Consider the following 14027-nt stretch of genomic DNA (forward strand, 5'->3'; position numbering starts at 1 on the left):
TCACAGGTTCGCCCGGGCGCCCGGACCGGGCCGTGAGTGCGGGCCGTCAGTGCGGGCCGTCCTCCGACGCCGGATCCCCAAGGTTGCCGAGGAACACCAGTGCGGTCGCCGCGCGCACGGACCGTCGGCTGCCAGAACCGGCGATGACGGTGGCGCCCGCTTCGACCGGGTGCACCGTGTCGTCGACGACAACAGCGCCGGAACCCGACAGGATGTGGAAGCTCGCTGCCGGCCCAGGGTGATCCGGCAGCGCCTGACCCGCCGCGAGCGCGACGAGCACCACCTTCAACTCCTCGGATTCGTGCAATATCCGAACGTCGGGCGCGCCTTCCCGGGGCGCGACCACGTCGCGCCAGTCCGCCCACACGCCGGTTGGGACGCTCACGACACAGGCTTCGCAGCAGCCGTCCGGCCGATCCGCACGCGCCATACCTCCGGGCCCTGTTCGAGGTACTCCCAGGTGAACTCACCGGCGTTCTCCGCCTCGAACTGATAGCGCAACGGCTTGGGGTCGTGGTCGTTGACCAGCACGTAGCTCGCATCGACGGGCAGCGTGTTGAAGGTCTCGAAGATGAGCTCGTGACGCCGCCGGGGCTCCTCGGTGCGAACGTCGAGCACGCGGTCTTCACTGGACACGATGGATCCTCCTTGCTGAGATCGCCGACACGGATGCGCCGGCGGACTTCAATTTACACGATCTATACTTGTAAAAATAAGTAAGTCAGACTGTTGTGGGAGCATGACGTCGTGGAGCGTGAGGAGCTGACCCGGCCGGACCCGCAGGCGGGCCCGGTGCTCGGCGACAGCCGGGCGCAGGTGCTCGCCGCCCTGCAGGGTTCACCGGAGCCCGCGTCGGTGACCGAGATCGCCGACGAGGTGGGGCTGCATCCCAACACCGCCCGTTTCCACCTGGACGGCCTCGTCGAGCAAGGGCTGGCCCGCCGCGAGACCGAGCAGCGCGACGTGCCCGGTCGGCCCCGCGCGCTCTACCGCGCCACGGCAGACAGCGCTCGCGCTGGTCGGCGCAGCTACCGCCTGCTCGCCGAGATCCTCACCAGCTATCTGGCCTCACACACGCTCGCACCCAGCGACGCGGCGCTGCACGCCGGCGAGGCATGGGGGCGCTTCCTCACCGACCGCCCGGCCCCCTTCCGCACCGTGGACGACTCCGCGGCTACCCGGCAACTGGTCGACGTCCTGGACGAGATCGGCTTCGCACCGGAGCCGGTGGAGCAGGACAGCCGCCGGCAGATCCTGCTGCACCAGTGCCCGTTCCGTGAGGTCGCCGAAGAACACCGCGACGTGGTGTGCGCCGTCCACCTCGGCCTGATGCGCGGCGTTCTCGCCGAACTCGACGCACCGGTGGACGCGGCACGGCTCGACCCGTTCGTCGAGGCGAACCTCTGCGTGACAACGCTGGCCGACCGCGCGGCACGCACCGTCTCCGCCGACGACGAGTCGGACTCAGGCTGAGGCGCGCCGCCGGCGCAGGTAGCGCAGTCTGCGTCGCTCCTCCGGCGTCATACCACCCCAGATGCCGTCATCCTCGCCGTGCGCCAGCGCTGCCTCCAGGCACTGCGCGGCCACCGGACAGGTGCGGCAGATGGCCTTCGCACGCTCGGTCTGGGCGAGCGCCGGCCCGGTCGTCCCGACCGGGAAGAACAGGTCCGAGTTGAGACCACGACAGGCTGCGTTCCTGCGCCAGTCATCGTCGGGATCCGTGAGCACGAGCGAACCTCCCCACCGTCAGGCGTCGGACCGCAGCGCCCGCGCGTCGGGCAGCCGGTAGAGGTTGCCCCACCTGCCGCCGATCTGCGACACCCAGGACTCGGGCGGCCGCCCGTCGACCCTCGGGTAGCGGCGGGGATCGCCCACAGGAGGTTCGATCCGCACGTTGCGATAGACCAGCTCCTTGCCGAGCCGGCGCACGGCATCGAGTCCGGTCAGGGTCGCGCCGTCGACCAGGAGCACCGGCAGGTCCGGCCTGTCCAGCGCCAGCCACTCCGCGCGCCACGCCCGCACCCGCCGGTACGCGCCGCCGGTGATCGGACCCCGATTGACCGCGACGGCATACCCGGCCTCGCGCAACGGGTCCGCGTCGACCCCCGACCGCAGCACGGGACCGGTCAGCGGGGTGCGCAGGACGTTCGGGTTGCCGATGTCGACCCCCTCGCGCCAGTACAACTCGAACAGCAGCCGGCGTGCTTCGCCGGCGACCCGACTGCCGCAGAGCTCCGACCAGGCGGACACCGCGGCCTCCGTCTTCGGGGCCACCGCCGGGACGCGCCACGGCAAGAGTTCCCCGTCGAGCAGCGAGGCCTGCAAGGTCGAGAACCGCGCCACGAGTGCACGACGGTCCTCGCCGGACAGGGGCACGCCGCCCACGGGAAGGTCGGCGCGGGACTCGACCGCGCGCCAGTCCACCTCCACCTCCCCGGCCAGCGCGTCCGCACGTCTGCTCGCGACGTAGCACTCCGGGCTACTGAAGTCGGCGTAAACGATCAGGCTCATGGCGACCAACCTCCGTTCCGATGGCGCCGATACCGCGGCGCTGACTATTTTTTACTAGAGTAATAGTTTTTATTACTCAGGGGAAGACGTCGCCGGTGAATGGGTAGCGCGGAGCGGGCTCCGGACCGGGGCTCGGAGCAGGAGGGTCGGGCGGAAGGGTCAGCCGAGCCCGAGGGCGATGCCGTCGAGGATGTCGTGTTCGCTGGTGAGCACCGTGTCGATGCCGGCCACCGCACTGACGCGGCCGACGATGGTGCGCCAGATCAGCGCACCCGATCCGATGACGTCGACCCGCCCGGGATGCATGTAACCGAGCGCGGCACGCTCTGCGCGGGTCGCCCGCAGCAGTGCGTCGCAGGAACGCTGGGCCTGCTCGACCGACAACTCGGTGCCGTGGATCCGCTCCGGGTCGTAGACCGCGAGCCCCAGCGCATGCGCCGTGATGGTGGTGACCGAACCGGCCAGCCCGATCAACGCACCGGCGCGTTGCAGCGGAACCGTCGCGGCGGCTTCGTCGATCGCGGCGTTGATGTCGACCAGCGCCGCGTCGATCTCGGCGTCAGTGGGCGGGTCGGTGTGCAGATGACGCTCGGTGAAGCGCACGCATCCGATGTTCACCGACCGTGCGGCGGTCACGTCGCCGGCGCCGAGGACGAACTCGGTGGATCCCCCGCCGAGGTCGACCACGAGGTATGGCGCAGGCGTCGACGGCTGCACCACGCTCGTCGCGCCGCGAAAGCTCAACTGTGCCTCTTCATCACCGCTGATGACCTCCGGCTCGATGCCGAAATCGCTGAAGGCGGAGGCGATCCCACGGGTGAAGTCGGCTGCGTTCGCCGCATCCCGCGACGCGGAGGTGGCCACGAAACGCACCCGTTCCACGTCGGCCGCGACGCACTGCCCGGCATACACCCGGGCTGCTCGCAACGTGCGCTCCATCGCGTCCGGTGCGATGCGACCGGTCACGTCGACACCCTGACCGAGGCGCACGATCTCCATCGTGCGCACGACGTCACTCAGTGACTGCCCGTCGGTGTCCGCGATCAGCAGGCGGATCGAGTTGGTGCCGCAGTCGACGGCCGCGACTCGCGTCATACCTTCTCCTGGGGCTGGGTGCAGCAACCGCCGTCCCACCAGGCGGGAAGCATTGAAAGTGCTTCGTCGCCAAGCGGATTGACGCCTGGGCCGACTGCCATCGAGTGCGCCACAAGCACGTGCAGGCACTTCACCCGGTCGGGCATCCCGCCCGCCGAGATGCCGGCGATCTCGGGGACCTCACCGAGCGCGGCGCGCCGCCGCAGGTAGTCCTCGTGCGCCGCACGGTAGGCCGCCGCCAGCTCGGGGTCCGTGCCGAGTCGGTCGGTCATCTCACGCATCAGGCCGCGGGCCTCCAGCGTTCCGATCGCGCCGGTCAGCCGGGGGCAGGTGGCGTAGAAGGTCGTCGGGAAGGGCGTGCCATCGGGCAGTCGCGGCAGTGTCCGGACCACGGCAGGACAACCGCAGGGACAACGTGCCGCGATCTCGACCACCCCACGCGGCAGCCTGCCGAGTTGTCGCTCGACCGCCTCGAGGTCTGCGGGATCAACCGCAGGAGAAGGGTTTTCGGGCATGGGTCGGTTCAGTGTTCGCCGGAGGACACGACGGACCGCCACAGCGTGCCGTACCAGGTCTGCGACTGGTTGGCCCGTTTCGCGACACCCGCACCCGACGTCCCGTCGGTCACGTAGACCGTCAGGGTCTTGCCCGGTTTGGCGAAGCCGAGCCGCTGACCGGCCTGCGCCTCGACATACTTCGGGTCGCTCCACTTGGCCTTCTCGGCCCGCAACGACTTGACGTCCGCCTGCTGGGCCGCGACCTGCGCCTGGAGTTTTGCGACCTGCTGCCGCTGCGACAGGTAGGAGCGCACCGTGGGCGCGATCACGACGGCGAGGAAGACGATCAGCGCACCGACGACGGCCAGTCGGCGCATCGAGCGCGGTGACCGCGTCTTGCGCACCGCCCGGGTGCCGGTCGCGGCCTTGCCCGGCGCCGTGCGCACCGAGGTGGTGCGCCCGGTGCCGGAGCGCCGCGGCCGGGCCGACGGGCGTGACGTCGCGCGCGACCGACCCGTCGGGGTCTTGCGCGAATCGCGTGTCACAAGTGGACCTTTCGTTGTCCTCGCTCAGGCCTTGAACCGCGGGAAGGCACTGGCGCCCGCGTAGACCGCGGCGTCGTCCAGCTCCTCCTCGATGCGCAGCAACTGGTTGTATTTGGCGACCCGGTCCGAGCGCGCCGGGGCACCGGTCTTGATCTGCCCGCAGTTGGTGGCGACCGCGAGGTCCGCGATGGTCGTGTCCTCGGTCTCCCCCGACCGGTGACTCATCATGCACCGGAAGCCGTTGCTCTGCGCGAGCGTGACCGCGTCGAGGGTCTCGGTCAGCGTGCCGATCTGGTTGACCTTGACCAGCAGCGCGTTGGCGATCCCGGACTCGATGCCGCGCGCCAGCCGCTTGGGGTTGGTGACGAAGAGGTCGTCGCCGACGATCTGCACCTTGTCGCCGAGCTCGTCGGTGAGGATCTTCCAACCCTCCCAGTCCTCTTCGTTCAGTGGGTCCTCGATCGACACCAGCGGGTATGACGCCACCAGGTCGGCGTAGTAGGCGGTCATCTCGGCGGCGGACTTCTTGCTGCCCTCGAACACGTAGGAACCGTCCTCGAAGAACTCGCTGGCCGCGACGTCGAGCGCGAGCGCGATGTCCTTGCCGGGGGTGTAGCCGGCGGCCTTGATCGCGTCGAGGATCAGGTCGAGCGCGGCGCGGTTGGACTCCAGGCTGGGGGCGAAGCCGCCCTCGTCGCCGAGGCCGGTGGCCAGGCCGCGGTCCTGCAGCACCTTCTTGAGTGCGTGGTAGACCTCAGCGCCCCAGCGCAACGCCTCCCGGAAGGAGCCGGCGCCGATCGGCGCGATCATGAACTCCTGGATGTCGACGTTGGAGTCGGCGTGGGCGCCGCCGTTGAGGATGTTCATCATCGGGACCGGCAGCAGGTGCGCGTTGGGCCCGCCGACGTAACGGAAGAGCGGCAGGTCGGCCGACTCGGCGGCGGCCTGCGCGACGGCAAGGCTGACACCGAGGATGGCGTTGGCTCCCACGCGGCCCTTGTTGTCGGTGCCGTCGGTGCCGAGCATCTCCTGGTCGACCAGGCGCTGCTCGCTGGCGTCATACCCGAGCACATGCGGCGCGATCTCCTCGGCGACAGCGTCGACGGCGTCCTGGACACCCTTGCCGCCATACCGCTTCGCATCGCCGTCGCGGCGCTCGACGGCCTCGAACTGACCGGTGCTGGCACCGGAGGGGACCGCGGCCCGTCCGACGGTGCCGTCGTCGAGCGCGACCTCGACCTCGACGGTCGGGTTGCCTCGGGAGTCGAGGATCTCGCGGGCGAGCAGGGCGTCAATCGTGGCCACTTAGCAGTCTCCTGGCAGGGGTCGGGACGTTGGGAGCAGGCATGATGCCCACACGTGCTGCGGGTTCAGACTATCGCCGACGGCGATGCGGATCCGGGACGACCCGCTCGGTGGGCCCGCCGACTTCGGCCGCTCCGTCGCCGACGGCGCCGGGTGACGCCCGGCACGGCTACCATGTCGAGGCGATTCTGCGAGGCAGTTCACGCCATTCCGGTGTCATGGACGATCGACTTGGTGCATCCTGTTCCGAACGGGCGACCACATTGCCCGCGTCTCACGCTGCCCGAGGGATGCGGACGCGGCGCCGACAAATACACGCGGACGTGGAGCAACTAGGGGTGGGGGCTCGTCCGCACAGACTGTGAAGACGGGGCGCCTCGCGGTGCGCCGCGGACTGGAAGAGACCGACGACGATGCCTGAATCACGCCGACCTGTGACGGCGTCTCCGGCGACGGACGACAACGCGCCCACGAGGACGTTCTGGCCACCGATGGACTGGTCACTGCGACGCAAGGTTGTCGCAGCCCTGGCGATCCCGCTGATCTTCGCCACCGTGCTGGTGTGTTTCCGGATCGCCGGCGCGTGGTCCGACGCGGGCGCCGCATCGCAGGCCAAGAGCCGGTATGCCGCGCTCGAGCCGTCCATCGACTACCTGGCCGCCAGCCAGGACCTCGCCGCAGAACTGGTCCGGCCGTCGCCGGACGACAAGACGATCGAGACGAACCGGGCACGGTTCGGCGCAGCACGCACGGCGCTCACGTCGGCGATCGGCTCGTCGAGCCTCAGCTCGCACCAGCGCAGCCTGCTCAACGCGGCGGTCAACAGCGGTGACGCACTCACCTCCGGGACCGGCGGGACGGGCGACGCCACGTCCCTGGCACCCGGCGCGATCAGCTCCGACGTGCTGGGCTTCCTGGACGACCTCAACGCCGCCCACCCCGAGCAGACGCTCAACGCGCTGCACGACGTGGTCACCGCGCAGAGCCACCTGGCCGACGAACGACTCGACCTGGCACGGGAGACCGGGTTCACCGACGACCTGCGGACCACCCTGTCCGCGGACGTCGGCGGCGAACAGGACGCTCTCGAGCGCGTCCAGGCGGCGCAGTTACCGACGGTGGATGTGTCGACCCAGCAGGCGGCGACGGTCAGCCGGCTCGCGTTCAGCACCAACGGCACGTTCGACCAGGTCAAGAGCGTGACCCCGAGCGTCACCTCCTCCTACCGGACGGTCTACCGCGCCGCGGTGGCCACGGCCACCGACCGGGTGTCCGCCCAGGCGGACGACTCGCGGCGCTCCGCGCTGCTGCAGATCGGCTTGATCCTGGCGATCCTGCTGCTCACCGTGCTGCTCGCCCTGCTCATCTCGCGACGGCTGCTGGTGCGGCCGATCGCCCGGCTGCGACGCAGCACGATCGACGTCGCCGAAGAGCACCTGCCCGCAGCGATCGAACGCGTGCAGTCCGGCCAGGGCGTCGGGCGGATCCAGAGCGTCGCGCTGCCCCATCGGGAGGAGATCGGGCAGCTGTCCCGCGCGATCGACGGGATGCAGAACCGCGCCATCCGGCTGGCGTCCGAACAGGCGACCCTGCGCCGGCAGATGACCGAGATGTTCGAGACCCTGTCGCGACGCAACACCTCGCTGGTCAACCAGCAACTCAACCTGCTCGAGCAGCTGGAGCGCAGCGAGGACGACTCCGCGCGGCTGGACAGCCTCTTCCGGCTGGACCACATGGCCGCTCGCATGCGACGTAACGGTCAGAGCCTGATGGTGCTCGCGGGCAACGAGGGCCGCCACCGGAACGAAACGCTCGCAATCGCCCAAGTGGTCGGGGCGGCGATCTCCGAGGTGCAGGACTACCAGCGGGTCGACGTCGCCCAGTTGCCGGACCAGATCGTCGACCCCGAGGTCGCGACGGACCTGGTGCACGTGGTCGCCGAGCTCGTCGACAACGCACTCGCGTACTCCCCGCCGCAGTCCCGCGTCCAGATCGGCGGTGCGCGCGCCATCGACGGTGGCGTCCTGCTGGAGATCGAGGACCACGGGCTCGGCATCGAGGCGGACCAGCTCGAGAAGCTGAATGACGACATCTCCGCCGGTGGCGAGTTCGGCGTCGAAACCACCCGCCACATGGGCCTTTTCGTGGTCGCACGGCTCGGGGAGAGTCACGGCATCGACGTACGGCTGCGCGCGAACCCCTCGGGCGGCACCGTCGCCGCGGTGCACGTGCCGGTCGGGGTGCTGCGGGCGCCCGAACCTGCCGCACCGCCGGCGCGTCGAGCCACACCCGCACCGGCCCGCGCCGAGCGCGCGACCGCCGTCGACGCCGCTCCCCCGGAGCCGGTCGAGCAGACCGAGGCCGGCCTGCCGCGTCGCCGACCGGGCGCCACCGGCGTGAGCGCCCTCACCGGCGCCGCCTCGCTCGGCGCCGCGGCCGCGCAACACACGGCCGACGCCAGCGATGCCCGGGGCGACTGGGTCTCCCCGATCGCCGGTTCGGCCTCGGCACCCGAGCGCTCGCTCGGCGCGATGGCGTTCTTCAGCGGCACCCGGGACGCCCGGCCGGGCCGATCCGACGACGCCGCCGGAGCCGACGGCGTCGGCGGCCGAGCGGGTTCCGGGTCCGGGTCCGACCTGTCGGCCGGTGACTCGGCGGAAGCCGCCGCGCCTCCGGCGCAGGAGCCACGTCATACTCCTCCCCGGGTGGAGGACACCCCGATCTTCCGGTCGATCAGCTCCCGCTGGCTGGGCGCGGACGGCGAACTGCCGTGGTCCTCCGAGCCCACCGACCGGGCATGGGAGGCCGCGCAGGCCGCGACGGAGGAGCACGCGGTGACCGACAGCGACAATCCGCTGCCGCGCCGGCAACCGGGGCGCTACATCGTGCCGGGCAGCGTGGAGTCGGCGAGCGCGACGGGCCCGCACGGCCGGAGCCCGGAGCACGGGCCACTGCGCGACCCGGAGGCACTGCGCGCGAAACTCAGCCGTTACAAGCAGGGCGTCGAACGCGCACGGCGAGCCGCCGCGGCCGACGATTTCGACCAGCACAACGACGACAACGGATCGAGGTCACGGTGACCGACTACTCCACGACAACCGGCCATGACGGCCAGTTCGACTGGCTCGTCTCGAGATTCGTGCAGGACACCCCCGGTGTCGCGCACGCGGTGCTCGTATCGGTCGACGGACTCGTGATCGCCCGGAACGCCGAACTGCCGATCGATCGTGCGGAGCAGATGGCTGCGGTCTCGTCGGGGCTGGCAAGCCTGGCGTCCGGGGCGGCCGGCCTGTTCGACGGTGGAGCCGTGCTGCAGTCCATCATCGAGATGCAGAACGGCTTCGTGCTGCTGATGAGCGTCGGCGACGGGTCACATCTGGCGGTGCTGACCGGCCCGTCCGCGGACATCGGTCAGATCGGGTACGAGATGGCGATCATGGTCGAGCGGGTCGGGCGCGCCGTGGACGCGGCTCCGCGGGCGCGGTGAGCGAACAGGCCCAGTGCGCGAATGACGGATGACCGATGACCGACGAGCCTCCCGAGTGGGATGACGGCGCCGAGGAACCCGCCGCGAGCGTGGTGCGGCCCTACACGCTCACGTCCGGGCGCACCACGTCGGAGGTCGACGTGCCGCTCGAGGCGACCGTCGAGCTCACGGTGGAGGGGCGATCGAAGCGCTGGCCGGCGCACGACCCGACGCGCCGGATCGTCGACCTGTGCGCCGACGAACTGCTCTCGGTCGCGGAGATCGCGGCCCGGGCCGGTCTCGCGATCGGCGTGGCCAGGGTTCTCGTCGGCGACCTGGCAGCCGAGGGCAGTGTGCAGTTGCAACAGACCATGACCGACAGCACGTCCAGTGACGAGCGCATCAACCTCATTGAAAGGACCCTGCGTGGACTCCGCGACCTCTAGCCCGGCCCATCGCACGACGTCGACGAAGATCGTCGTCGCCGGCGGATTCGGGGTCGGCAAGACGACGCTCGTCGGCGCGGTCTCCGAGATCGTCCCCCTGCAGACCGAGGCGACCGTGACCCAGTTGTCGGAGGGGACCGATCACCTCACGTCGACGCCGAACAAGAACACCACCACGGTCGCCATGGACTTCGGTCGCATCACCCTGGCGAACGATCTGGTGCTCTACCTGTTCGGCACGCCCGGTCAACGGCGCTTCTGGTTCATGTGGGACGACCTGGTCAAGGGCGCGATCGGCGCGATCGTGCTCGTCGACACCGCCCGCCTCGGCGACGCCTTCTCGGCCATCGACTACTTCGAAGCCAAAGGCCTGCCGTTCATCGTCGCCGTCAACCAGTTCGACGGCACCCGAGTGCATTCCGAGGCCGAGATCGCCGATGCGCTGGCCATCTCACCGCACATCCCGCTGATGCGGGTCGACGCGCGGGACCGCGACTCGGCGAAGGCCGCGCTCGTGCGCGTGACCGAATTCGCGCTGGAGCAGCACCGGGCCGCGGCGGCGCAGTCGTAAGCGGCGGCGTCCCTGACCTGGCCCGGCCTGGGGCTGGCCTGGCCCGGCCCCAACCCGCGACCGTCGCTACTTCGGGACGCACTTTCCGCGTTACCCTGTCCCCAACCCGCGACCGTCGCTACTTCGGGACGCACTCCGCGAAACCCTGCCCCCAACCCGCGACCGTCGCTACTTCGGGACGCACTTTCCGCGAAACCCCGTCCCCAACCCGCGACCGTCGCTACTTCGGGACGCGGTGGTCGACGGCGCGCATCGCGTCGACGAGCGGTGACCGGCCGGATTCGGCTTCGATGCCGTCCGCGGCGCCGTTGCGGTCCGCGCTGCTGCGTCCGGCGCTCACCTTGAACTTGCCGACGATGCGGGAGATGCGCAGCTCGATCCCCACGATGTCGCCGAGCCGGCCGCGCAGATAATCGGCCGGAGCCTGCCCCATGTGCCACGCGTCGACGCGGCCGCCCTCCATGACCTGGGTCAGTTTCGCGACCGCCGCTCGCGTCCAGCGCAGGTCGTCGTGGACGACGAGTTCGCCATACACGTGTGCCACCAGGTAGTTCCAGGTGGGCACGACCTCATGGTGCTCCTGCTTGGAGGGATACCAGGTCGGCGAGACGTAATGGTCGGCGCCGTTGAAGACGACCAGGGTCTCACCCTCGTGCTGGCCGGCACGCCACACGTCGTTGGCTCGGGCGACGTGACCGATGAGCTTGTCCCCGTCCTCACTCACCTCGAGCAAGAACGGAATGTGGTTGGCACTCAAGGATTTTCCGTCGGAGGTCACCAAGGTCGCGAACGGCACGGAGGAGATCAGCTCCGCAACCTCCGCGGTGGATGGTGCTTCGTCGTGTGCGGGCAGGTAGACCATCCATTCATCGTCGCACCGGCCCGTATGGCGTGCTCAGCCGGCTGCCGCGCGCGCCCGGTCCAGGTCGGCGCGGGTGAACACCGAGCGCACCTCGACCCCCGCGTCGGCGAGCCCGGTCGCCTCGGGCGGTCTCCGGTCGATGGCGCAGACGACCAGGTCGATCCGGGCACCCAGGCGCCGCAGTTCCTCCGCGCCGGCGATGACGGCGCCGCCCGTCGTGATGACGTCCTCGACGAGCACGACGTGTCGGCCTTCGACGGAGCCGCCCTCGGCGAGCTTGCGGGTGCCATACTCCTTGGCCTCCTTGCGCACGAAAACAGTTGGCAGATTTACCAATTGCCCGAGCACCGCTGCAATGGGCACACCACCGAGCTCCAGGCCTCCCAGAACTTCGGCGTCATCGGGTAGCAGCGGCTGCATCCCTGCCGCGACCCGGCGGATGAGCTGCGGGTCGCCCTCGAACAGGTACTTGTCGAAGTACTCGGTCGCCACCTGTCCGGAGCGGAGGGTGAATTCGCCGTGCACCGGCACCGGGAGTCGATGGCCGCGGCGAGGTCCTGATCCGTCATGACCCGTAGCTTGTCATGCTCCCGAAGCCCCGCGCCCAGTGCTCCTGGACCGGCTACGTTGGGCGCATGCAGCTGTTCGAAGCCGGTTCGGTGATCGAGCGCAGGGAGGTGCTCCACGGTCGCCTCTGGCTGTCGACGCCGGTCACCGTCGTCAGAGATGACGGCGACATACTCGCCGTGCGCCTCGATCCGGGTGCGCCGATGACTTTCGCAGCGCACCCGTTCGGGCGCCACCCCTGGGCCGGATCCACCCGATGGGCCGAGACGATCGTCCTGCAGCTCTACCGGCCGCAGCACCTCTACTCGGTCTGGAAGATGTTCGGCGCCGACGGGGCGTTCCGGCAGTGGTACATCAACTTCGAGGCACCGCTGGCCCGCGACGCGGTGTCCATCGACACCGACGACTACGGACTCGACATCGTCATCCGGCCGGACGGCACCTGGTGGTGGAAGGATGTTCCGGACCTGCACCATCAGCGGGCACAGGGGCGCATCGAGGCGCGGACGGTGCTGGCCGTGCTGGAGGCCGCGGCCCAGGTCGAGCAGCATTTGATCGACGGCACCCGGTGGTGGAGCGACTGGGACAGTTGGACGCCCGCCGGTCGCGTCCCGAGCCCGGGCCCGGCCCCGGTGGGCGAGGTCCCGCGAATCACCCGCTGACGGGCGGCCGGGCGACCTCACGCAGCGTCGCGCGCAGGGCAGCGTCGGCCGAGACACCGCCGGCGCGGGCCTGCGCGACCAGCGCCAGCAGCCGGCCGCCGAGATCCGCGCCCTCGTCATACGACACCTGTATGCCGCGGCGGTCCGCCCGGGTGAGCACCTTCTCGGCGATCAGCAACGGCGACAACGACGCGGGGATGCCGGCCAACAGGTCGTCCTCGTCCCGGTCGGACTTCTCGGCGGCCTTGATCCGCTCCCAGGACCGCTCGACCTCGTCGGGAGTGCTGGCATCGCCGTCGCCGAACACGTGCGGGTGACGCCGAATCAGTTTGTCCACCAACAGACTCGCGACATCATCGATGGTGTAACCCGGGTCCTCGTCCGCGGCGATGCGCGCATGGAAGAGCACCTGCAGCAACACGTCACCGAGCTCCTCCGCGACGTGCTCGGTGTCGCCGGTCTCGATCGCCTCGACCGTCTCGTGGGCTTCCTCGAGCAGGTACTTGGCCAGCGACTCGTGCGTCTGCTCGGCGTCCCACGGGCAGCCGCCCGGCGACCGCAGCGCGTCCATCACGGCCACCGCGTCCAACAAGCGCGCACCCGGGACGTCCCAGGAACCGACCAGCACCTCGATCTGCGGCGGGTCCTCCAGCCGGGTCAGCTCCTCGGCGATGGCGTCGGTCAGACCGGGGTCGGCGTCGGGAGAGCTGATCCAGACGATCGACCGCTCCGCGGCGGCCGCGACGAGCGCACGCGCGCTCTCGGCCGCCGACTCGTATGGCGCCGCCGCAACGTCGATGCCGGATGCCGCAACGGCGGCGGGCACCGGGTCGTCCGGGTCCGCGGTCAGCACCTGCGCAGCGCTCTCCAACGCGGTCCAGGCATCCCGGGAAAGCAGACCCGCCGCGACACGGGGGCTGGTCACCAGCACCGTCAGCAGCGGCTGCGGCCCGGTCACTCCGCGGGGTGGCCGTTCGGCGCGGCGCCGGTCGAGGTCGGCGAGGCGCTGATCCACGGCTCCGGAGCGGTCGTCGGCCCGGTCCCCTTGACCCAGGAGCCGTACCGCGGGTTCAGCGTGGCGTTCTGCGCCGCGATCTTCTCGGTGTCGGCCTTGGTCAGGTTGCCCGCGTTGCTGAGCGTCTGCGAGATGTCGTTGACCCGCAGGGCCTCGACCGCGACGTCGGACAGCGTCGACTTCTTGTACTTGTTGCGCAAGTAGGAGTCGGAGAACACGACGCCGTTCTTCTCACCGACCTTGATGATCTCGGGCCCGATGGACAGCACCTGCGCGACGTTCGCCGGGTCGATGCCGTAACCGGTCGCCTTGTTGATCTCGTCCGTGGCGGTCTGCAACTGCTGGCTGGTCACCGTCCGGCCGTCATACTGCAGCGCGGTGGAGCCCCTGTGCATCACACCGTCGGCGCCACATCCGGCGAGCGCAAGGGTGCTGATCGCGACTGCGGCACCCACGACGAACCGTCCGCGGTGGAAGCTGGGCAT

General features: G+C 70.1%; 18 protein-coding genes. 6 read left to right on the forward strand and 12 right to left on the reverse strand.

The genetic code is table 11. The features are described from left to right. Window positions 1-46: 46 nt before the first annotated feature. Together FHU39_RS22980 and FHU39_RS22985 are read right to left on the reverse strand one after the other, a co-directional pair. Window positions 47-385, reverse strand: coding sequence for a cupin domain-containing protein (locus FHU39_RS22980; protein WP_183323055.1), 339 nt, complete (start codon window positions 383-385; stop codon window positions 47-49). Then, a complete protein-coding gene (locus tag FHU39_RS22985; RefSeq protein WP_343066088.1) occupies window positions 382-636 on the reverse strand; it encodes a DUF2249 domain-containing protein in 255 nt (84 codons plus the stop codon). Before FHU39_RS22985 ends, FHU39_RS22980 begins: the two co-directional genes overlap by 4 nt. Before the next feature lie 111 nt (window positions 637-747). Here FHU39_RS22985 and FHU39_RS22990 point away from each other — a divergent pair, with 111 nt between their 5' ends. After that, window positions 748-1473: a helix-turn-helix domain-containing protein gene (locus tag FHU39_RS22990; protein ID WP_221185849.1), complete on the forward strand. Its 726-nt coding sequence runs from the start codon at window positions 748-750 to the stop codon at window positions 1471-1473. Here the strand turns inward: FHU39_RS22990 and FHU39_RS22995 are convergent. The 6 genes from FHU39_RS22995 to eno all read right to left on the reverse strand — a co-directional run bounded on the left by FHU39_RS22995 (window position 1465) and on the right by eno (window position 5953). Beyond that, window positions 1465-1728, reverse strand: a complete 264-nt coding sequence (locus FHU39_RS22995) for a WhiB family transcriptional regulator (protein ID WP_183323056.1) — start codon at window positions 1726-1728, stop codon at window positions 1465-1467. The two genes, FHU39_RS22990 and FHU39_RS22995, sit on opposite strands and share 9 nt — an antisense overlap. Before the next feature lie 18 nt (window positions 1729-1746). After that, window positions 1747-2511: a DsbA family oxidoreductase gene (locus FHU39_RS23000; protein WP_183323057.1), complete on the reverse strand. Its 765-nt coding sequence runs from the start codon at window positions 2509-2511 to the stop codon at window positions 1747-1749. A gap of 159 nt (window positions 2512-2670) precedes the next feature. Then, window positions 2671-3606: a Ppx/GppA phosphatase family protein gene (locus FHU39_RS23005; protein WP_183323058.1), complete on the reverse strand. Its 936-nt coding sequence runs from the start codon at window positions 3604-3606 to the stop codon at window positions 2671-2673. Further along, a complete protein-coding gene (locus FHU39_RS23010) occupies window positions 3603-4121 on the reverse strand; it encodes a DUF501 domain-containing protein (RefSeq protein WP_183323059.1) in 519 nt (172 codons plus the stop codon). The genes FHU39_RS23005 and FHU39_RS23010 overlap by 4 nt, the downstream gene beginning before the upstream one ends. A gap of 8 nt (window positions 4122-4129) precedes the next feature. Then, complete coding sequence (locus FHU39_RS23015; RefSeq protein WP_183323060.1) at window positions 4130-4648, reverse strand: septum formation initiator family protein; 519 nt, start codon at window positions 4646-4648, stop codon at window positions 4130-4132. Window positions 4649-4672: 24 nt separating this feature from the next. Further along, window positions 4673-5953, reverse strand: a complete 1281-nt coding sequence (gene eno, locus FHU39_RS23020) for a phosphopyruvate hydratase (protein WP_183323061.1) — start codon at window positions 5951-5953, stop codon at window positions 4673-4675. A gap of 491 nt (window positions 5954-6444) precedes the next feature. Here eno and FHU39_RS24495 point away from each other — a divergent pair, with 491 nt between their 5' ends. From FHU39_RS24495 to FHU39_RS23035, 4 genes are read left to right on the forward strand one after another with little or no spacing between them, the layout of a single operon-like run. Next, entirely contained in the window at window positions 6445-9033 is a 2589-nt protein-coding gene (locus FHU39_RS24495) for a sensor histidine kinase (protein WP_246336864.1), read from the forward strand. Beyond that, entirely contained in the window at window positions 9030-9440 is a 411-nt protein-coding gene (locus FHU39_RS24500; RefSeq protein WP_343066089.1) for a roadblock/LC7 domain-containing protein, read from the forward strand. Before FHU39_RS24495 ends, FHU39_RS24500 begins: the two co-directional genes overlap by 4 nt. A 35-nt stretch (window positions 9441-9475) precedes the next feature. Continuing rightward, window positions 9476-9865, forward strand: coding sequence for a DUF742 domain-containing protein (locus FHU39_RS23030; protein ID WP_183323063.1), 390 nt, complete (start codon window positions 9476-9478; stop codon window positions 9863-9865). After that, a complete protein-coding gene (locus FHU39_RS23035) occupies window positions 9846-10436 on the forward strand; it encodes an ATP/GTP-binding protein (RefSeq protein WP_183323064.1) in 591 nt (196 codons plus the stop codon). The genes FHU39_RS23030 and FHU39_RS23035 overlap by 20 nt, the downstream gene beginning before the upstream one ends. Window positions 10437-10656: 220 nt before the next feature. Here the strand turns inward: FHU39_RS23035 and FHU39_RS23040 are convergent, their stop codons facing one another. Beyond that, window positions 10657-11298, reverse strand: coding sequence for an FMN-binding negative transcriptional regulator (locus tag FHU39_RS23040; protein WP_183323065.1), 642 nt, complete (start codon window positions 11296-11298; stop codon window positions 10657-10659). A gap of 33 nt (window positions 11299-11331) precedes the next feature. Next, window positions 11332-11829 (reverse strand): orotate phosphoribosyltransferase, encoded by a 498-nt coding sequence (pyrE, locus tag FHU39_RS23045; RefSeq protein WP_183323066.1) that lies wholly within the window; start codon window positions 11827-11829, stop codon window positions 11332-11334. A gap of 104 nt (window positions 11830-11933) precedes the next feature. On the opposite strand from pyrE, the gene FHU39_RS23050 reads away from it, so the two are divergent. Further along, window positions 11934-12527 (forward strand): ribonuclease FAU-1 family protein, encoded by a 594-nt coding sequence (locus FHU39_RS23050; RefSeq protein ID WP_183323067.1) that lies wholly within the window; start codon window positions 11934-11936, stop codon window positions 12525-12527. On the opposite strand, the gene FHU39_RS23055 is transcribed toward FHU39_RS23050, so the two are convergent. Beyond that, on the reverse strand, window positions 12517-13542 hold the full coding sequence (locus tag FHU39_RS23055) for a nucleoside triphosphate pyrophosphohydrolase (RefSeq protein WP_343066090.1): 1026 nt from the start codon (window positions 13540-13542) through the stop codon (window positions 12517-12519). The two genes, FHU39_RS23050 and FHU39_RS23055, sit on opposite strands and share 11 nt — an antisense overlap. Next, window positions 13482-14027 carry a YgdI/YgdR family lipoprotein gene (locus FHU39_RS23060; RefSeq protein WP_183323068.1) on the reverse strand — a complete coding sequence of 182 codons (546 nt, stop codon included), beginning with the start codon at window positions 14025-14027 and terminating at the stop codon, window positions 13482-13484. Before FHU39_RS23060 ends, FHU39_RS23055 begins: the two co-directional genes overlap by 61 nt.

The organism is Flexivirga oryzae (assembly GCF_014190805.1).
Taxonomy (GTDB): Bacteria; Actinomycetota; Actinomycetes; order Actinomycetales; family Dermatophilaceae; genus Flexivirga; species Flexivirga oryzae.

Bases quoted from the DNA above. Each gene is read 5' to 3' on its own strand.
- FHU39_RS23000 (WP_183323057.1), bottom strand. From the start codon at position 2,511: ATGAGCCTGATCGTTTACGCCGACTTCAGTAGCCCGGAGTGCTACGTC.
- FHU39_RS23005 (WP_183323058.1), bottom strand. From the start codon at position 3,606: ATGACGCGAGTCGCGGCCGTCGACTGCGGCACCAACTCGATCCGCCTG.
- FHU39_RS23010 (WP_183323059.1), bottom strand. From the start codon at position 4,121: ATGCCCGAAAACCCTTCTCCTGCGGTTGATCCCGCAGACCTCGAGGCG.
- FHU39_RS24495 (WP_246336864.1), top strand. From the start codon at position 6,445: ATGGACTGGTCACTGCGACGCAAGGTTGTCGCAGCCCTGGCGATCCCG.
- FHU39_RS23030 (WP_183323063.1), top strand. From the start codon at position 9,476: ATGACCGACGAGCCTCCCGAGTGGGATGACGGCGCCGAGGAACCCGCC.
- FHU39_RS23040 (WP_183323065.1), bottom strand. From the start codon at position 11,298: ATGGTCTACCTGCCCGCACACGACGAAGCACCATCCACCGCGGAGGTT.
- FHU39_RS23050 (WP_183323067.1), top strand. From the start codon at position 11,934: ATGCAGCTGTTCGAAGCCGGTTCGGTGATCGAGCGCAGGGAGGTGCTC.
- FHU39_RS23060 (WP_183323068.1), bottom strand. From the start codon at position 14,027: ATGCCCAGCTTCCACCGCGGACGGTTCGTCGTGGGTGCCGCAGTCGCG.